Genomic DNA, 19,770 nt, shown 5'->3' with positions numbered 1-19,770 from the left:
TAAGAAGAATGTTAGAAAAATATGATTGCTCTTTTTTGAAACTTATTGTATAGTTAGGGGTAGGGAATTTTTAAATCCCGAAAAAAACAGATAAGGTGAACGAATTTGATCAACGATAATCAGAAATATTTTGACCGGATGCACGTTCTGATCGATGCCCTGGTGCTCGCACTTTCCTATGTACTGTCCTGGTACTGCTATGTGCGGCTGGGTGTTATGAATAATCATCCGGAGAGGGGAATTCTGCCGCCGGCGACGTATATGATGGCACTGCTCTATATCGTGCCCGGCTATCTGCTGCTTTACTATGCATTCAATCTCTATGCATCCAAGCGTTTTCAGGGAAGACGTCTGGAATTTGCCAATATCTTAAAAGCGAATACGGTTGGATTTCTGGTCTGGCTGGCCAGCCTTTACATGGTGCGCCAGGTTCACTTTTCCCGTGGTATGCTCTGCATCTTCTTTGTGCTGAATGTGACACTGGAAACGATCGTAAGAAATCTGATCCACTATATCTTAAGCAATATGTGGAAACACGGCCGCAACCAGAAGCAGATTCTGATGGTCGGCTACAGCCGTGCGACCGAGGAATACATTGACCGGATCATTGCAAACCCGGAGTGGGGCTATCTCGTCCGCGGAATCCTCGATGACCATGTCAAAGCGGGAACGATGTACCGCGGTGTCAAGGTTCTTGGAAGAATCAACAATCTTTCAGTCATTCTGCCGGAAAACAAACTGGATGAAATTGCCATTACCCTTGGCCTGAACGAATACTTCCGCCTGGAGGAGATCGTTGCCATGTGTGAAAAATCCGGCGTACATACCCAGTTTGTGCCGGATTACCACAACATCATTCCGACAAAGCCGTACACAGAAGACCTGCAGGGACTTCCTGTCATCAATATCCGCTATGTGCCGCTTTCCAACACGTTCAACGCGATGCTGAAACGGATTGTGGATATTTTCGGCGCGCTCGTGGCGATCATTCTGTTCTCACCGGTGATGCTGTTTTCCTGCATCATGATCAAGCTGACCTCACCGGGTCCGCTGATCTACCGTCAGACACGCGTCGGACTGCACAACAAACCGTTTGAAATGTACAAGTTCCGTTCGATGGAAGTTCAGACGGAGGAGAAAGAAAAGAAGGCATGGACCGTGAAGAATGATCCGCGTGTGACGGGATTTGGAAAATTCATGCGCCATACCAGCATTGATGAGCTTCCACAGCTCTTTAACATCTTAAAAGGAGATATGAGCCTGGTCGGACCGCGGCCGGAGCGACCTTTCTTTGTGGAAAAATTCCGGGAGGAAATCCCGCGTTATATGGTAAAACATCAGGTGCGTCCCGGTCTTACGGGGTGGGCACAGGTGAATGGATACCGGGGAGACACTTCCATCCGAAAGCGTATTGACTGTGATCTGTATTATATTGAAAACTGGACGCTGGGACTTGATTTTAAAATTCTGTTCCTGACCTTTTTCAAAGGATTTGTGAATAAAAACGCTTACTAAAAGATAAGGGGAAAAGAGATGTCGAAGAAGAATTACAAAAAGAGCAGAAAATACAAAAAAATGCGCCGCAGAAAAATAATTTTCGGAATTGAAATCACCGTTCTGCTGATTCTTTCCGGAATTCTGTTCGTCTACGCATGGATCAACCGTTCGATGGATAAGATGAATCAGGATACGCTGGACAGCTCCCAGATTCAGATCAACAGTGAAGTAAAGGCAAATACCGATCTCTCACAGATGTCCGGTACACAGGTCATCGCGCTGGTCGGCGTGGATGCCAGAGGTGTGAAAGGCTCCGAGCTGGCAGAAAGCATGAACAGTGACACTATTATTCTCTGTTGTATTGATCACGACAAGCAGGAAATCCGTATGGTGTCGATTATGCGTGACACCTGGATGAATATGGCGAAATATACCGATGAATATTATGAGTTTGACAAAGCCAATTCCGCATACAACCGCGGCGGCCCGGAGAGTATGCTCTCCATGCTGAATACAAACCTTGACCTTGCACTGACCGATTACGTTACCGTAAACTTCAAGGCACTCGCCGATGCGATTGATGTCTTGGGCGGTCTCGACATCGAGATGACAAATGCAGAGTGTGTTCATGCAAACAACTACAACAGAGAGGTATCGGAAGCACAGGGCGTAGAGTATGAAGCTATTCCGTATGATGAGGACCTTGGGGATGATTACAGCGAAGTACGTCATGTCAGCGGTGCACTTGCAACCTCCTATGCGCGGATCCGTTACGGCGGCGGCGACGATGCGAAACGTACGAGCCGTCAGCGAATCGTCATCAATCTCATGGTACAGAAGATTAAACAGAATCCGACCAAGATTCCGGAGATTCTGGATAAAGTGATGGGAAATGTCAGCACCAGTCTTACCAAAAACGAAATTCTGGAGCTTGGCATGCATGCGGTAACGTACAAAATGGGAACATCTTATGCATATCCGTTCCAGCTGTGTTATGGAGAAAATGTAGAAAGCGCACTTGGTGTTGATGTCGTAATTCCGGTTACACTGGAACACAATGTAAAGGAACTGCACGCTTATCTGTATCCGACGATGAGCTATGATCCATCTGCAGCCGTGATAGAGTACAGTGACTATATTGCAAGAAAGAGCGGCTACGATGATGATATGATTGAGTATGTACTGAATCAGGGACCGGGCGCTGCAACAGATTCTGTGGTAGCAGGAGATTAAAATACAGGGAGAATACGACAAGATGAGTCAATATACCGTTGATGTCATGATACCAACGTATAAACCAGGGCAGGAGTTCGCAGAACTTCTGCCCCGCCTTTTAAAACAGACTTACCCGATCCGTTCGATCCGGGTCGTGAATACGGGGAAAAAGTTCTGGAATCCGGCGTGGGAGCAGCTTTCAGACAAGATTATGGTGGAGCATATTCAGCCGAGCGAGTTCGACCACGGCGGAACCAGAAGGGCAATGGCGGAGAGCTCCGATGCGGATCTTCTGCTTTTTATGACCCAGGATGCCATGCCGTACGATAATGCGTGCGTGGAACATCTGGTGGAAAAATTTTCACTGCCGCATGTGAAGGCGGCCTATGCGCGGCAGCTTCCGCGGGATGACTGCCGTACACTGGAACGGTTTACGAGAGGCTTTAACTATCCGGACGAGAGTGATATCAAGGATGCCGGTGATCTGCCAAAACTTGGTGTTAAGACTTTTTTCTGTTCCAATGTCTGTGCAATGTATGACCGCAGGACATATGAAGAGCTGGGTGGATTTGTAGAAAGCACCTTGTTTAACGAAGATATGATCTATGCCGGGCATCTTGTGCAGGCGGGCTATGCGATTGCCTATGCGGCAGATGCGAAGGTGGTACATTCCCACAATTACGGTTGTCTGGCACAGCTTCACCGCAATTTCGACCTCGGTGTATCCCAGGCACAGCATCCGGAGATCTTTGATGCGTATCCGTCTGAGAGTGAGGGAATCCGTATGGTGAAAAAATCGGCATCCTACGTCTGCGAAATTCATAAGCCGTGGCTGCTCGTCACGTTATTCTTTCAAAGCGGATTCAAATATGTGGGCTACTTCCTCGGAAAACGATACAAAAGCCTTCCGGACAGTGTAATCCGCTGGTGTACCTCAAACAAAACATGGTGGGAATATCACGGAAAGATACGAAAAAAACGAAATAGAAGATAAGTGAAAGTAAAAAACAAAAATAAAAAGATCTTGTAAGTAAATACGAAATGCTCCATAAGGTTGACAGAGAACGGAGCAGCGTGGTAAAAAAGTAAAGAACAAGAAATTAGAAGGCGGCATAACCTGAAAACAGAACAAGGGTGCCGCCTTTTACTGTTAGGAGGAAAAAATCTATGTGTGGAATTGTTGGATATATTGGAACCTGCCAGGCTGCCCCGGTGCTGCTGGACGGATTGTCAAAGCTGGAGTACCGCGGATACGATTCGGCCGGAATTGCTGTATACGATGGAAACAAAATTCAGATGCAGAAAGCAATGGGCCGTCTGAAGGTGCTTGAGGAAATGACACAAAATGGAGCGACACTTCCGGGTACCGTAGGAATCGGACATACGAGATGGGCAACGCATGGGGCACCTTCCGATCTGAATGCACATCCGCATTTCAATAAAGACCACTCGATTGTCGTTGTACACAATGGAATTATTGAGAATTATCTGAAATTAAAGAAAAAACTGATGTCCAAAGGATATGAGTTCCTTTCGGAGACAGATACCGAGGTAATTGCCCATATGCTGGATTACTATTATAACGGCGATCCGCTTGCAACGATCACAAAGGTTATGCACCGTATGGAGGGATCGTATGCACTGGGTATCCTGTTCCGCGACCATCCGGATGAGGTGTATGCGGTCCGTAAAGACAGCCCGCTGATCGTTGGTACAAGTAAGAGCGGAAACCTGATTGCATCCGACGTTCCGGCTGTACTGAAATATACAAGAGATGTCTATTTTCTGGAAAATGAGGAGATTGTCAAGCTGACCCGAGACGGCCTTCATTTTTACAATATCGATGAGGAGGAGCTGCAAAAGGAGCCTACGCACATCGAATGGGATATGAATGCCGCAGAGAAAGGCGGCTATGAGCATTTTATGCTGAAAGAGATGCATGAGCAGCCAAAAGCCGTAAAAGATACGCTGACCCCACGCATCAAGAATGGTGACGTAGTGATCGAGGAGCTTGGCATGACGGACGAAGAGATCCGTACAATCAGCAAGATCTTTATCGTTGCCTGCGGTTCCGCATACCACACCGGTGTAACCGCAAAATACATCTTCGAAAAGCTGGCAAGAATCCCGGTTGAGGTAGATCTGGCAAGCGAATTCCGCTACTGTGATCCGATTCTGCCGGAAAATACGCTCGTGGTCATCGTCAGCCAGTCGGGTGAGACGGCCGATACCCTCGCGGCTCTCCGCCTTGCAAAAGAAAAGGGCGTGCGTACCCTTGGCATCGTAAACGTAGTTGGAAGTTCGATTGCAAGAGAGGCAGACAATGTCATGTACACCTGGGCCGGTCCGGAGATCGCTGTTGCGACAACGAAAGCGTACAGCACACAGCTTATCGCGCAGTATCTTCTGGCGATGAAGTTTGCCAAAGTACGCGGAACCGTTTCGCAGAATGACTTCGATGCAATGATCCAGAGCCTTGAGCGCCTGCCGGAGCAGATTTCCCTGCTGCTGTCCCACAAGGAGAACGTACAGCGTTTTGCCAACCGTTATCTTGCGGCAGAACACGTCTTTTTCATCGGACGCGGCATCGACTATGCAATCTCGATGGAGGGCTCCCTGAAGCTGAAAGAGATTTCCTACATCCATTCCGAGGCGTATGCAGCCGGTGAGCTGAAACACGGAACCATTTCCCTGATTGAGGACGGACGCCTTGTCGTAGCCGTGCTGACCCAGCCGGAGCTCTACAAGAAAACGATCAGCAATATTCAGGAAGTGAAGACACGAGGCGCGTTTGTCATGGCGGTAACGACCGTTGGCAATACAGAAGTGGAAAAAGTAGCCGACTACGTAGTTTACCTGCCGGAGACAAATCCGGTTTTTGCAAATTCCCTGGCAATCATTCCACTGCAGCTCTTTGGCTACTACGTATCGATCGGCAGAGGCCTCGATGTGGATAAACCGAGAAACTTGGCGAAATCCGTTACGGTAGAATAAAAACCGCAGCATAAAATTCCTCTTTTTTCAAAATTATCACAGTTTCAACACAATTCTAACGTACAATAGGCAGTAGAAAATGAAGAAAGAAATAAGAGCACTGTGTATTGGTGCCTGAGATAGAAAAGAGAAAGAGGGATCAGCCATGAGTGAAGAATTTAAAAAAGAAGAAATAAATGGTGAGGCAGCAGAGGAAACCAAAGCTGCAGAGCATACAGAAGAAGTAAAAGCAGAAACGACAGCAGAGCAGAGTGCAGCAGAGACGGAAAAACCGCAGGAAACCGCAGAAGCGCCGAAGGCGGAAGAAAAGAAAACGACAACCTACAGCTGGGTGAATCCGAAAATCAGCGGAAAGACCGGCGAGGAGAATAACAGCGCTTCCTACACCGGAAAACCGGACCCGTCGGAGGCAAAGGCAGAGCAGACATCTTCTGCAAAGACAGAACATTATCAGTACCAGTCACAGACACAGAGTGCTCCGAAGCAGGAAAAACCACAGTTTTCTGCCGTTCCGCAGCCGCAGGATCACAAAAAGAAAGCGAAAAAACCAATGTCAGCCGCAAAAAAATTGGGCATGACACTTGCCATGGCAGCGTGCTTCGGACTCGTGGCAGGCGGTGTTTTCATTGGGACTGCAGCAGTCGGTACGAAAGTGATCGGTACAGCAACAGAGCAGAAGCAGGAAGTTACAATTCCGACGACCACCACAACAACGGCAGCAGACAGCAGTGATACCTCCGATACCGTAAAAGCAACCGGCGAGATGTCCGTGAAAGATGTTGCATCGAGTGCGATGCCGTCTCTGGTAGCAATTTCTACGACAACGGTGGAAGAAGTTGAGACATTCTTCGGAACCACAAGCCAGGAAGTTCCTGCAAGCGGAACCGGAGTTATTGTCGGACAGAACGACGATGAGCTCCTGATTGCGACAAACAACCACGTTGTCAGCGGTGCAACGTCTCTTTCCGTCAGCTTTATCGACGATGAGACGGTAGAAGGCCAGATCAAAGGTACCGATGCGGACAATGACCTTGCTGTTGTTGCAGTAAAACTTTCCGACATCAAGGACGAGACAAAGAGCCAGATCAAAATTGCCGTGATGGGAAATTCCGATGACCTTGAGGTCGGTGATCAGGTTGTGGCAATCGGAAATGCACTGGGAACCGGCCAGTCCCTGACGAGCGGATATATCAGTGCAAAAGACCGTACGATCTCCAGTCAGGATGAGAGTACCGGCGAGACGATTACTTCTGAGGGACTGATCCAGACCGATGCAGCCATCAACCCTGGAAACAGCGGCGGCGCCCTTCTGAACATGAACGGTGAGCTGATCGGCATTAACGAAGCAAAATACAGCTCCACACAGGTCGAGGGCATGGGCTTTGCGATCCCGATTTCGAAAGCGGAGCCGATTCTGCAGAACCTGATGAACCTGACAACAAGATACAAAGTCAGCGATGATGAGGCCGCTTATATCGGAATCAACATGGCAGATGTCAGCGCAGATGTTTCCCAGAACTACGGTATTCCGACCGGTGTCTGCATCATGAGCGTTGTGGACGGCAGCCCGGCAGCCGATGCGGGCTTCAAGAAAGGCGATGTTATCACCACGTTTGATGGAAGAAGCATCTCGAACGCCAAAGGCTTAAAAGAGACACTGACCTATTATGCGGCAGGCGAGACTGTAGATGTCACCGTACAGCGCGCGGATAACGGTGAGTACAAAGAAGTAACACTGACGCTGACCCTTGGCTCTGCAGCAGATATGCCGCAGACGAGCGGAAGCAGCAACGGAACCACAAACGATGGAACCGGAAGCTCCGATCAGAATGACCAGGGTATTCAGAATCCGTTTGGCAACAGATAAAAACTCGAAATAACTATTTCCTAAGAGAAAAAAGACGGACAGCACAGGAATATGAACGCCTGGCTGTCCGCCTTTTTCTGCATTTTTTGATATAATTTTTTGAATTCGTAAAATTCTTAAAAAAGTTGGTAATTTTTAAGAAAGTTTTTACTTGTGACCCTATGGCTTTTGGGCTATAATCAAGCTAGACCAAGCGATCTATTACAGAAAGGAATTTGAAAAATCATGTCAGAAGAGAAAGACAGAGTGGACGGTACCGCGGACGAAACGAAGGCGGAAACAAAAAGCTCTGACCATCATACAGAAGATACTTATGAAAAAGTCTGCTTCATGTGCCGCAGACCGGAGAGCAAAGCCGGAAAGATGATTACCCTTCCGGGAAACATCAATATCTGCCCGGACTGCATGCAGAAGAGCTTTGATACCATGAACCAGAACCCGGGGCAGATCAATGAGATGATGAATAATATGAACAACATGCCGAATATCGGCATGTTCGATCTCTCCGGGCTTTCCAACCAGATCCCGAACCGGCAGCGGGTAAAGAAAAAAGAAGAAAAGAAGAAAACAAAAGAATTTTCCATCAAGGACATTCCGCCGCCGCACCGGATCAAGGCGATGCTTGACGAATACGTCATCGGCCAGGAACGTGCAAAGAAAGTCATGTCGGTTGCCGTTTACAACCATTACAAACGTGTCTTTGCACCGCAGGACGGAAATATCGAGATCGAAAAATCCAACATGCTGATGATCGGACCGACCGGTTCCGGAAAAACGTATCTGGTGCAGACACTGGCACGCCTCTTAGATGTGCCGCTTGCCATCACGGACGCCACATCCCTTACCGAAGCGGGTTATATCGGCGATGATATTGAAAGCGTGGTATCTAAGCTTTTAGCGGCCGCAGACAACGATGTGGAGCGCGCGGAGCACGGTATTATCTTCATCGACGAGATCGACAAGATTGCGAAAAAGAAAAATACAAACCAGAGAGACGTCAGCGGAGAAGCCGTACAGCAGGGAATGCTGAAGCTCCTCGAGGGCAGCGACATCGAAGTTCCGGTGGGAGCCAACAGCAAAAATGCGATGGTTCCGCTCGAGACCGTCAATACCAGAAACATTCTCTTTATCTGCGGCGGTGCCTTCCCGGATCTGACGGACATCATCAAGGAGCGTCTGAACAAGACAGCTTCCATTGGCTTCCAGGCGGATCTGAAGGACAAGTATGATGGGGATAAGAACCTGCTGTCACAGGTGACCTTAGAAGACCTTCGGACTTTCGGTATGGTGCCGGAGTTCCTTGGCCGTCTGCCGATCGTATTTACGCTGGAGAGTCTCAATGAGGATATGCTGGTCGAGATCTTAAAAGAACCGAAAAATGCGATCCTGAAGCAGTATAAGAGACTGCTCGAACTCGACGAGGTGAAACTGGAATTTGATGATGATGCACTTCGCTCTATTGCAAGAAAAGCGCTGGAAAAAGATACCGGTGCGAGAGCACTCCGTTCGATCATCGAGGATTTCATGCTGGATATCATGTATGAGATTCCAAAGGACAGCAGCATCGGAGAGGTTATCATCACAAAAGACTATATTGAAAAGACCGGCGGGCCGACGATTCTCCTGCGCGGCCAGGAAGTTCCAAAGTTAGAGCAGAAATAAGGTAACTGGAAAACACAGCGGAGCAGACGTGAAACTGGCGTTTTCTTGAAATAAGAGATAAGAAAGAGAGGGTTTTAACTATGGCAGAGGATTTTTTTGGAAATTTAAGTAAAACACTGAAAAAAACAGTGGATACTGTGGGAAAGAAAACAGATGAATTCGTAGAAATTCAGAAGATCCGCACCCGTCAGCATGCGCTCGAGGATCAGATTGAGAAGAATTACCAGGATATCGGACAGATCATCTACAACCGCTATTTGAACGGCGAAGCATTCGACGAGAATCTTGCCGGCTTCTGCAAAGATATCACCGATCTGGAAAAAGAGATTGCAGACTGCAAGGAAGATGTGGCAAACAAGAGAGGCCGCATCGTATGCCCGGCCTGCGGCGCAAGTGTTCCGAAAGATGCAGCTTTCTGCATGCGCTGCGGTGCTGCTATGCCGGAGAAGGAAGATGAGCCGGAGGATGCCGAGTTTGTACACGTAGAACCGGAAGAAAAAGCAGAAGAAACCGAAGCAGCAGCGCCGGAAGAAGAGCCTGAAAAAGAAGCAGAGGTACCGGAAGAGGAATGATCTGGACCCTGCTGCCGGGAGCGGTTTTCCTTGCAGACGGATGCCTGAAAAAGAAGGCAGAAGAGGAGTTAAAGGAAAATGAGCAGATCCCGGTCTGCAAAGGACATATTGTCCTGCGGAAATGTCATAACCGCGGCGTAGCGGGCGGCGGCTTCGCGGACAGCACGAAGAAGGTGGAAATTCTCACCTTCTTTTTGCTGTCCGGACTGTGGGCGCGTCTCGGAGCGCTGGCGGGCAGACGTAAGTGTAAGGCGAAGAAGCTTGGGCTCGCGCTTACGATTGGCGGCGGCATGTCGAACTGGTATGACCGGCATAAGAGAGGTTACGTGACCGACTATGTCAGCTTCCGGTTTGGACCGGAGAAGTTCCGCAGACTTGTGTTCAATGTTTCTGATTTCTGTATTTTCTTCGGACTTGCGCTGCTGACGGCAATTTCCTGCCGGGAGTCCAGGTGATGCAGGATCTCACGAAAAGCCCTGCGGATGGCGGGCTTTTCGGGGCAAAAAAGAAAATTTGAAATTTTTTGAAAAAATTTGAAAAAAGCTGTTGACAGATTCGGAATCATCTGGTAATATATGTTTTGTTGAGCGGCACATGAGAGCTGCAAGACAAGAAATGCAGGAGTGGCGGAATTGGCAGACGCGCAGGCTTCAGGTGCCTGTGGTCGCAAGATCGTGTGGGTTCAAGTCCCATCTCCTGCATTATTTTTCGCTTTGCGTATCAAGAATTGGTCCGGTGGACCAATTCGGATTACCCTGCCTGGAATGATGCAGAAACTTCCCGGCAGGGTCTTTTTATTTCTGTGCGGAGAAGATGTGCAGACGGGGAAAGAAAAACAGACGAATCTCAGACAGTGTAAAATTGTTTAAAATTATCGTTATTATCCATATTTTTCATAAAATTAAAAAAATTAAAATTTTTTCAAAAAAAGTGTTGACTTTTCTTTAGAAAGCTGTTATTATCTATCTTGTCAAGCGGACAACCGCTAAGACAACTAAGAAATGCAGGAGTGGCGGAATTGGCAGACGCGCAGGCTTCAGGTGCCTGTGGTCGCAAGATCGTGTGGGTTCAAGTCCCATCTCCTGCATTATTTTTTCGCTTTGCGTATCAAGAATTGGTCCGGTGGACCAATTCGGATTGCCCTGATGGGAAGTGTGAAAACTTTCCGTCAGGGTATTTTTATTTTTCCAGAAAAGAAATTTCCGTAATTCGACAAAAATAGTTGAAATGTTTCCCTGGTTGTGATAGAATCTGAAAGATTAAAGTATGAGATGCATATTTCATACAAACTCAAAACCGAACGAAAAAGAAAGGAAAACGGTGGAATGATGAAAGCTTTTCTAATCTTAGAAGACGGGCATGTCTTTACCGGAACCAGCATTGGTTCACAAAAAGAAGTGATCAGTGAAATCGTATTTAATACATCCATGACTGGATATCTCGAAGTGCTGACCGACCCATCCTATGCGGGACAGGCAGTATGTATGACGTATCCTCTTATTGGAAACTATGGAATTTGTTATGATGATCAGGAGTCCTTAAGACCCTGGCCGGATGGCTATATTGTAAGAGAATTATCCCGTCTCCCCAGCAACTTCCGTTGCCAGGACACCATTCAGAATTTCCTGAAAAAGTTCGATATTCCCGGAATCGCCGGAATCGATACTCGTGCTCTTACCAAAATTCTTCGTGAAAAAGGTACCATGAACGGTATGATCACGACCAACGAAAATTATCACCTCGATGAAATTATTCCAAAATTAAAAGCGTATAATACCGGAAAAGTTGTAGAAAAGGTAACCTGCTCTGAAAAATCAGTTTTAAAAGGAGAAGGCTTTAAAGTTGCACTTCTGGATCTTGGCGCAAAGAACAACATCGCACGTTCCTTAAATGAGCGCGGATGCGAAGTGACCATTTATCCGGCGCTTACTACAGCAGAAGAGATCCTCGCCGCAAATCCGGACGGAATCATGCTGTCCAACGGCCCTGGAGATCCGAAAGAGTGCGTATCCATTATCAAAGAGATTAAAAAACTGTACGATTCCAATGTACCGATCTTTGCAATCTGTCTTGGACATCAGCTGATGGCACTGGCTACCGGCGCAGATACCCACAAGATGAAATACGGCCACCGCGGCGGAAACCACCCGGTCAAGGACCTTGCAACCGGAAGAGTTTACATTTCTTCCCAGAACCACGGCTATGTCGTAGATACCGATACCCTGGATCCGAATGTGGCAGTTCCGGCCTTTGTGAACGTCAACGACGGCACCAACGAGGGACTCAAATACGTCGGCAAAAACATCTTTACCGTACAGTTCCATCCGGAGGCATGCCCTGGCCCGCAGGATTCCGGATACCTGTTTGATCGATTCCTTGAGATGATGGGAGGTAACAAATAATGCCAAAGAATCCGAATATTAAAAAAGTTCTGGTTATCGGTTCCGGTCCGATCGTCATCGGACAGGCAGCAGAGTTCGACTACGCAGGAACACAGGCGTGCCGTTCCCTGAAAGAAGAGGGAATGGAAGTTGTTCTTCTGAACTCCAACCCGGCAACCATCATGACCGATAAAGACATCGCAGACCGCGTTTACATCGAGCCGCTGACCGTAGAAGTGGTAGAGCAGCTCATCCAGAAGGAAAAACCGGACAGCGTTCTTCCGACTCTGGGAGGCCAGGCAGGACTGAACCTTGCGATGGAACTCGAAGAAAAAGGCTTCTTAAAAGAAAACAACGTACGCCTGATCGGTACCACAGCACAGACCATCAAAAAAGCAGAGGACCGTCAGGAATTCAAAGATACCATGGAAAAAATCGGCGAGCCGGTAGCGGCATCCCTGGTTGTCCATGATGTACAGGCTGGTATCGATTTCACCAACAAGATCGGTTATCCGGTTGTACTGCGTCCGGCTTACACCCTCGGCGGAAGCGGCGGCGGTATCGCTTACAACGAAGAAGAGCTGATCGAGATCCTCTCGAACGGACTCCGTCTTTCCCGTGTCGGCGAAGTACTCGTTGAAAGATGTATCGCCGGATGGAAAGAGATCGAGTACGAGGTAATGCGGGACAGCGTAGGAAACTGCATCACCGTCTGCAACATGGAGAACATCGACCCGGTCGGCGTTCACACCGGAGACAGTATTGTCGTAGCACCGTCCCAGACCCTGGGAGATAAAGAGTATCAGATGCTGCGTACTTCCGCACTCAACATCATCACCGAGCTCGGCATCACCGGCGGATGCAACGTACAGTATGCGTTGAATCCGGACAGCTTCGAGTACTGTGTTATCGAGGTAAATCCGCGTGTCAGCCGTTCTTCCGCACTGGCTTCCAAAGCGACCGGTTATCCGATTGCAAAGGTTGCTGCAAAGATCGCACTTGGCTACACTCTGGATGAGATCCCGAACGCCATTACCGGAAAAACCTACGCAAGCTTCGAGCCGATGCTGGATTACTGTGTTGTAAAAATCCCGCGTCTGCCGTTCGATAAGTTTATCAGTGCAAAACGTACCCTGACCACACAGATGAAGGCAACCGGTGAGGTTATGAGTATCTGCAACAACTTCGAGGGCGCGCTGATGAAAGCCATCCGTTCCCTGGAACAGCACGTAGATTCCCTGATGTCCTATGACTTCAGCCACTTGTCCAAAGACGAGCTGATCGAAGAGCTTCACATCGTAGATGATATGAGAATCTGGAGAATCGCAGAGGCGATCCGTCAGGGCATCTCCTACGACGAGATCCACGAGATCACCAAAATCGATGTATGGTTCATCGATAAGCTGGCTATCCTCGTTGAGATGGAGCAGGCATTACAGGCCAAAGAGCTGGATGAGGATCTGCTGCGCGAAGCAAAACGCCTTGAGTTCCCGGATTACCTGGTGGCAAAACTGGCAGGAAAGACCGAAGAAGAAGTAAAAGCGTTAAGAAAACAGTATGATATCACCGCAGCTTACAAGATGGTAGATACCTGTGCCGCTGAGTTCGCAGCAACCACACCGTATTACTATTCCGTATACGGCGGCGAAAACGAAGCTGTCGAGACAAACGACAGAAAGAAAGTCCTCGTCCTTGGTTCCGGCCCGATCCGTATCGGACAGGGTATCGAGTTTGACTTCTGCTCCGTACATTGTACCTGGGCATTCAAGAAAGAGGGCTATGAGACCATCATCATCAACAACAACCCGGAGACCGTCAGCACCGACTTCGATATCGCAGATAAACTGTATTTCGAGCCGCTGACACCGGAAGATGTAGAAAATATCGTCAACATCGAGCATCCGGACGGAGCCGTTGTACAGTTCGGCGGCCAGACCGCGATCAAGCTGACCGAAGCACTCCTGAAAATGGGTGTGCCGATCCTTGGAACATCTGCAGAGAACGTAGATGCCGCAGAGGACCGTGAGCTGTTCGATGAGATCCTGGAGCAGTGTGAAATCCCGCGTCCGAAGGGACACACCGTATTCACCGCAGAAGAGGCGAAAAAAGCAGCCAACGAGCTCGGCTATCCGGTACTCGTCCGCCCGTCCTACGTCCTTGGAGGACAGGGTATGCAGATCGCCATCAGCGATGAGGACGTCGATGAATTTATCGGCATCATCAACCGGATCGCACAGGAGCATCCGATCCTGGTTGATAAATATCTGCAGGGCAAGGAGATCGAGGTTGATGCAGTCTGCGACGGCACCGATATCCTGATTCCTGGTATCATGGAGCACATCGAGCGCGCCGGCGTTCACTCCGGAGACAGTATCTCCGTTTATCCGGCACAGAGCATCAGCCAGCATGCAAAAGACACCATCGTAGAGTATACGAAACGTCTGGCAAGATCCCTGCATGTCATCGGTATGATCAACATCCAGTTCATCGTATGCGGTGAGGATGTTTACGTCATCGAGGTCAACCCGCGTTCTTCTCGTACCGTGCCGTACATCAGCAAGGTAACCGGAATCCCGATCGTGCCGCTGGCAACGAAAGTCATCCTCGGCCACACGATCCGCGAGCTTGGCTACGAGCCGGGTCTGCAGAGAGATGCAGATTACATTGCCATCAAGATGCCGGTATTCTCCTTCGAGAAGATCCGCGGCGCAGATATCGCCCTTGGACCGGAGATGAAATCCACCGGTGAGTGCCTTGGTATTGCAAAGACCTTCAACGAGGCTCTTTACAAAGCATTCCTCGGCGCCGGAATCAACCTGCCGAAATACAAAAACATGATCATCACCGTAAAGGATGAGGATAAAGAAGATATCGTTCCGATCGCACAGAGATTCCAGGCTCTCGGCTACAAGATCTATGCGACGAGAAATACCGCGAAAGCCCTGAACGAGAACGGCGTCAATGCGATCCGCACCAACAAGATCGAGCAGCCGTCCCCAAACCTGATGGACCTGATCCTCGGCCACAAGATCGACCTCGTCATCGATACTCCGTCCCAGGGCGTTGAGCACTCCAAAGACGGATTCGTCATCCGCCGGAACGCGATCGAGACAGGTGTCAACGTACTGACCTCTCTGGATACCGCAACCGCACTCGTAACCAGTCTGGAAAATACAGATGTGAAGAAGCTGACCCTGATCGATATCGCAACGATCGACAAGAGATAAGCATGATAGAAGCATAAAGCAAAGAAAAGCTCTCTGCTGCAGAAACAAAGCGGCAGAGAGCTTTTTTGGCCGAATGTGGGTTTGAATGGATTTTACAAAAAAGAAAACGTGACGCGCTTGTGTTTTTAGCATAAGTATGATAGATTTTTAATAGAATGCCAGAAAAGGGCATCCAATTCAAAAAGAGAAAGGTACATATCGTATGAACATCATTGAGTGGTTAAAGGTTATCCTGCTGGGTATCGTAGAGGGCATTACCGAGTGGCTTCCAATCAGCAGCACCGGCCACATGATTCTGGTAGATGAGTTTATTAAGCTGAATGTGACAGCTGATTTCAAGAATGTTTTTGAAGTTGTCATCCAGCTCGGTGCAATCCTTGCGGTTGTCGTCATCTATTTCTGGGATCTCTGGCCGTTTCATGGTAAAAGTAAAGCCAGAAGCCGGAGCTATTTTGCCAATCCAAGCGACAACAAGGTATTTGGCGCTGTTCAGAACTTTGTAGACAATTACTGTTATCTGGACAAAATCATCATGTGGTTTAAGATTGTTGTATCATGCCTGCCGGCAGCTGTCATTGGTCTGGCATTCAACGACTGGATCGAGGCACATCTGATGAATTACGTGGTTGTAGCTCTGATGCTGATTATCTATGGTGTGTTATTCATCGTTATTGAAAATTACAACAAGACGAGAACTCCGTCTGCAACGAAAATCAAAGAAATTACCTGGAAAAATGCACTGTATATCGGTGTTTTCCAGCTCCTTTCCATCGTACCGGGAACTTCCCGTTCGGGGGCAACCATCATCGGCGGTATCCTGCTGGGATGCTCGAGAGAGCTCGCATCGGAGTACACGTTTTTCCTTGCCGTTCCGGTTATGTTCGGCGCGAGCCTTTTAAAACTGGTAAAACACGGCTTTGCCTTTACCGGTGTTGAGGTGGCGATCATGATCGTCGGCATGCTGGTGGCATTTGCGGTATCGATTTTTGCCATCAAATTCCTGATGCAGTACATCAAGAAGCACGATTTCAAAGCCTTCGGCTGGTACCGTATCGTACTCGGTGTGATTGTGCTGCTGTATTTCGTAATCAAAACCGTAATTTTGAAAGCATAAAATCGAACAATTCCGAAAATTTACCGGGAAAAATAGAAGAAGAAGTATCGTAAAATGAAAAAAATTGTGCGATACTTCTTTTTTTACGCGAAAATTACAAAAAACCCTGTAAAAAGTAACCAAAAGCTGATATAATAAAACATAACAGGGGCACAGACGATACAGTTCACCCGCGCCATTCGCAAAACTGCGCTTTCAGCGCTTTCCGCTGCTGCGCAGCTCCTTTTGCTCATTTCTCGGCGCTCCCTTCGTGTGTTCTTGCAAACAAATTTTCATGCAAGCATGAAATTTGCCCGCCAGAACACACGAGTGAACTGTAAATTAAAAAAAATACCGAAAATTTGCCATATTTTTATTGACTAAAGATATTCTTATGGTAAAATAAATGTGTGCGCCCGAGAATATCTTTCTTTTCGGTGCAATCAGTATAGGGTGAACGTATCATCCAGGGCAATCTGGAAATACTTTACTATAACCTATCAAAATTACAAGTAGGAGGAAAAGTAACAATGGCAAAATGGGTTTACATGTTCACTGAAGGTAATGCAGACATGCGTAACCTTCTCGGTGGAAAAGGCGCAAACCTGGCTGAGATGACAAACCTGGGACTTCCTGTACCACAGGGATTCACGGTAACAACCGAGGCTTGTACACAGTACTATGAGGATGGCAGACAGATCAACGACGAGATCATGGGTCAGATCATGGAAGCAATCGATAAAATGGAAGGAATCACAGGAAAGAAATTCGGAGACGCTAAGAATCCGCTGCTCGTTTCTGTACGTTCCGGAGCAAGAGCTTCCATGCCAGGTATGATGGATACCATCCTGAACCTTGGTCTGAACGAAGAGGTTGTTGAAACTCTGTCACAGGCTTCCGGCAACCCACGTTGGGCTTGGGACTGCTACAGAAGATTCATTCAGATGTTCTCTGACGTAGTTATGGAAGTTGGTAAAAAATACTTCGAAGAGCTGATCGACAAGATGAAAGAGGAGAAAGGCGTAAAACAGGACGTAGATCTTGACGCAGATGACCTCAAAAAACTGGCTGAGCAGTTCAAAGCTGAGTACAAAGCTAAAATCGGTGAGGATTTCCCGACCGATCCTAAGGTACAGCTGATGGAGGCTGTAAAAGCCGTATTCCGTTCCTGGGACAACCCGAGAGCAAACGTTTATCGTCGTGACAACGACATCCCGTATTCCTGGGGTACCGCTGTTAACGTACAGATGATGGCATTCGGAAACATGGGAGATGACTGTGGTACAGGTGTTGCCTTCACCCGTGATCCTGCTACAGGAGAGAACGGACTGTTCGGTGAGTTCCTTACCAACGCACAGGGCGAGGACGTAGTTGCCGGTGTTCGTACACCTATGCACATTTCTGAGATGGAAGAGAAATTCCCGGAAGCTTTCAAACAGTTCAAAGAAGTTTGCAAAACTCTGGAAACACACTACAGAGATATGCAGGACATGGAGTTCACTGTAGAGCACGGTAAACTGTACATGCTGCAGACACGTAATGGTAAGAGAACAGCAAAAGCTGCTCTGAAAATCGCTTGCGACCTTGTAGATGAGGGAATGAGAACAGAGGAAGAGGCAGTTGCAATGATCGATCCTCGTAATCTTGACTCTCTGCTTCATCCGCAGTTCGATGCAAAAGCACTGAAAGAGGCTACTCCAATGGCAAAAGCACTGGGAGCATCTCCGGGAGCTGCTTGCGGTAAAATCGTCTTCACAGCAGATGATGCTGTTGAGTGGGCTGAAAGAGGAGAAAAAGTTGTTCTGGTTCGTCTTGAGACATCCCCAGAAGATATCACAGGTATGAAATCTGCACAGGGTATCCTGACTGTTCGTGGTGGTATGACCTCTCACGCAGCTGTAGTTGCCCGTGGTATGGGAACCTGCTGCGTATCCGGCTGCGGTGATATCGTAATGGACGAGGCAAACAAGAAATTTACACTGGCTGGAAAAGAGTACCACGAGGGAGACTGCATCTCTCTGGATGGTTCTACAGGATGCATCTATGACGGACTGATCCCGACCGTAGACGCTACCATCGCTGGTGAGTTCGGAAGAATCATGGGCTGGGCAGACAAATACAGAACCATGAAAGTTCGTACAAACGCTGATACTCCGGCTGACGCTAAAAAAGCTCGTGAGCTTGGAGCAGAAGGTATTGGTCTTTGCCGTACAGAGCATATGTTCTTCGAAGGCAACAGAATCGATGCATTCCGTGAGATGATCTGCGCTGAGACCGTAGAAGAGAGAGAAGCAGCACTTGCTAAGATCCTTCCGGAGCAGCAGGGAGACTTCGAGAAGCTGTATGAAGCTCTGGAAGGCAACCCGGTTACCATCCGTTTCCTGGATCCGCCGCTTCATGAGTTCGTTCCGACTGAGGAAGAGGACATCAAGAAACTGGCTGACGCTCAGGGCAAAACTGTTGAGCAGATTAAAGCAATCATCGCTAGTCTGCACGAGTTCAACCCGATGATGGGTCATCGTGGATGCCGTCTTGCTGTAACTTATCCGGAAATCGCTAAGATGCAGACAAGCGCAGTTATCCGCGCAGCTATCAACGTGAAGAAAGCTCATCCGGATTGGAATGTAAAACCGGAAATCATGATCCCGCTTGTTGGCGATATCAAAGAGCTGAAATACGTTAAGAAATTCGTAGTAGAGACCGCTGACGCTGAAATCGCAGCAGCAGGCAGCGACCTTGAATACGAAGTTGGTACCATGATCGAGATCCCGAGAGCAGCTCTGACTGCAGATGAGATCGCAAAAGAGGCAGACTTCTTCTGCTTCGGAACCAACGACCTTACTCAGATGACTTACGGATTCTCCCGTGACGATGCTGGTAAATTCCTGAACGCTTACTATGACGCTAAGATCTTCGAGAACGATCCATTCGCAAAACTCGATCAGGACGGCGTTGGCAAGCTGATGAAGATGGCTATCGATCTTGGAAGACCGGTTAACTCTTCTCTGCACGTAGGTATCTGCGGTGAGCACGGTGGAGATCCGAGCTCCGTAGAGTTCTGCAACAAACTGGGTCTGGACTATGTTTCCTGCTCACCGTTCCGTGTGCCGATCGCCCGTCTGGCAGCAGCTCAGGCAGCTATCGCTCAGAAGAACGCTTAATTTAAGCAGAATCTGTCCGAATCAGGATTTTCATGCAGTAGCATGATTTGTGTTCAAACGTAAGGAGACCCCGGCGGTCTGTAGAAATACAGGCGCCGGGG

At 48.2% G+C, this 19,770-nt stretch carries 12 protein-coding genes and 2 tRNA genes; all 14 read left to right on the top strand.

Annotation, left to right across the window (positions count from 1 at the left end; genetic code table 11):
* Positions 1-105 precede the first annotated feature (105 nt).
* The 14 genes from DW769_RS03305 to ppdK all read left to right on the top strand — a co-directional run bounded on the left by DW769_RS03305 (position 106) and on the right by ppdK (position 19,669).
* Entirely contained in the window at positions 106-1,515 is a 1,410-nt protein-coding gene (locus DW769_RS03305) for an undecaprenyl-phosphate glucose phosphotransferase (RefSeq protein ID WP_117801712.1), read from the top strand.
* A gap of 18 nt (positions 1,516-1,533) precedes the next feature.
* Complete coding sequence (locus DW769_RS03300) at positions 1,534-2,730, top strand: LCP family protein (protein ID WP_117801711.1); 1,197 nt, start codon at positions 1,534-1,536, stop codon at positions 2,728-2,730.
* A gap of 22 nt (positions 2,731-2,752) precedes the next feature.
* Complete coding sequence (locus DW769_RS03295; RefSeq protein WP_118595184.1) at positions 2,753-3,706, top strand: glycosyltransferase family 2 protein; 954 nt, start codon at positions 2,753-2,755, stop codon at positions 3,704-3,706.
* 173 nt (positions 3,707-3,879) lie between these two features.
* Positions 3,880-5,706, top strand: a complete 1,827-nt coding sequence (glmS, locus tag DW769_RS03290; RefSeq protein ID WP_118749962.1) for a glutamine--fructose-6-phosphate transaminase (isomerizing) — start codon at positions 3,880-3,882, stop codon at positions 5,704-5,706.
* A 145-nt stretch (positions 5,707-5,851) separates the two neighbouring features.
* Positions 5,852-7,573, top strand: coding sequence for a trypsin-like peptidase domain-containing protein (locus tag DW769_RS03285; protein ID WP_118749961.1), 1,722 nt, complete (start codon positions 5,852-5,854; stop codon positions 7,571-7,573).
* 225 nt (positions 7,574-7,798) lie between these two features.
* Positions 7,799-9,235, top strand: a complete 1,437-nt coding sequence (gene clpX, locus DW769_RS03280) for an ATP-dependent Clp protease ATP-binding subunit ClpX (protein ID WP_055219393.1) — start codon at positions 7,799-7,801, stop codon at positions 9,233-9,235.
* An 80-nt stretch (positions 9,236-9,315) separates the two neighbouring features.
* Complete coding sequence (locus tag DW769_RS03275) at positions 9,316-9,807, top strand: zinc-ribbon domain-containing protein (protein ID WP_117509222.1); 492 nt, start codon at positions 9,316-9,318, stop codon at positions 9,805-9,807.
* Positions 9,804-10,262: a signal peptidase II gene (locus DW769_RS03270; protein ID WP_022462960.1), complete on the top strand. Its 459-nt coding sequence runs from the start codon at positions 9,804-9,806 to the stop codon at positions 10,260-10,262. The genes DW769_RS03275 and DW769_RS03270 overlap by 4 nt, the downstream gene beginning before the upstream one ends.
* 162 nt (positions 10,263-10,424) lie before the next feature.
* Positions 10,425-10,508 (top strand) — tRNA-Leu (locus DW769_RS03265).
* 302 nt (positions 10,509-10,810) lie between these two features.
* Positions 10,811-10,894: transfer RNA gene (locus tag DW769_RS03260), tRNA-Leu, on the top strand.
* Between the two features lie 241 nt (positions 10,895-11,135).
* Positions 11,136-12,209 (top strand): carbamoyl phosphate synthase small subunit, encoded by a 1,074-nt coding sequence (locus DW769_RS03255; protein ID WP_055219571.1) that lies wholly within the window; start codon positions 11,136-11,138, stop codon positions 12,207-12,209.
* Positions 12,209-15,415 (top strand): carbamoyl-phosphate synthase large subunit, encoded by a 3,207-nt coding sequence (carB, locus tag DW769_RS03250; RefSeq protein ID WP_118749960.1) that lies wholly within the window; start codon positions 12,209-12,211, stop codon positions 15,413-15,415. Before DW769_RS03255 ends, carB begins: the two co-directional genes overlap by 1 nt.
* A gap of 202 nt (positions 15,416-15,617) precedes the next feature.
* A complete protein-coding gene (locus DW769_RS03245; RefSeq protein ID WP_117509220.1) occupies positions 15,618-16,529 on the top strand; it encodes an undecaprenyl-diphosphate phosphatase in 912 nt (303 codons plus the stop codon).
* A gap of 509 nt (positions 16,530-17,038) precedes the next feature.
* Positions 17,039-19,669 (top strand): pyruvate, phosphate dikinase, encoded by a 2,631-nt coding sequence (gene ppdK / locus DW769_RS03240; RefSeq protein ID WP_022462956.1) that lies wholly within the window; start codon positions 17,039-17,041, stop codon positions 19,667-19,669.
* The last annotated feature ends 101 nt before the right edge of the window (positions 19,670-19,770 follow it).

Source organism: Blautia sp. AM29-29, assembly GCF_003480555.1.
Classification (GTDB): domain Bacteria; phylum Bacillota; class Clostridia; order Lachnospirales; family Lachnospiraceae; genus Fusicatenibacter; species Fusicatenibacter saccharivorans.
Note: the sequence above shows the minus strand (reverse complement) of the source record. Positions and strands in the feature narration are given on the sequence as shown.

Bases quoted from the DNA above. Each gene is read 5' to 3' on its own strand.
- DW769_RS03255 (WP_055219571.1), top strand. From the start codon at position 11,136: ATGAAAGCTTTTCTAATCTTAGAAGACGGGCATGTCTTTACCGGAACC.
- ppdK (WP_022462956.1), top strand. From the start codon at position 17,039: ATGGCAAAATGGGTTTACATGTTCACTGAAGGTAATGCAGACATGCGT.
- DW769_RS03270 (WP_022462960.1), top strand. From the start codon at position 9,804: ATGATCTGGACCCTGCTGCCGGGAGCGGTTTTCCTTGCAGACGGATGC.
- DW769_RS03285 (WP_118749961.1), top strand. From the start codon at position 5,852: ATGAGTGAAGAATTTAAAAAAGAAGAAATAAATGGTGAGGCAGCAGAG.
- DW769_RS03295 (WP_118595184.1), top strand. From the start codon at position 2,753: ATGAGTCAATATACCGTTGATGTCATGATACCAACGTATAAACCAGGG.
- DW769_RS03275 (WP_117509222.1), top strand. From the start codon at position 9,316: ATGGCAGAGGATTTTTTTGGAAATTTAAGTAAAACACTGAAAAAAACA.
- DW769_RS03300 (WP_117801711.1), top strand. From the start codon at position 1,534: ATGTCGAAGAAGAATTACAAAAAGAGCAGAAAATACAAAAAAATGCGC.
- DW769_RS03245 (WP_117509220.1), top strand. From the start codon at position 15,618: ATGAACATCATTGAGTGGTTAAAGGTTATCCTGCTGGGTATCGTAGAG.
- carB (WP_118749960.1), top strand. From the start codon at position 12,209: ATGCCAAAGAATCCGAATATTAAAAAAGTTCTGGTTATCGGTTCCGGT.
- glmS (WP_118749962.1), top strand. From the start codon at position 3,880: ATGTGTGGAATTGTTGGATATATTGGAACCTGCCAGGCTGCCCCGGTG.
- clpX (WP_055219393.1), top strand. From the start codon at position 7,799: ATGTCAGAAGAGAAAGACAGAGTGGACGGTACCGCGGACGAAACGAAG.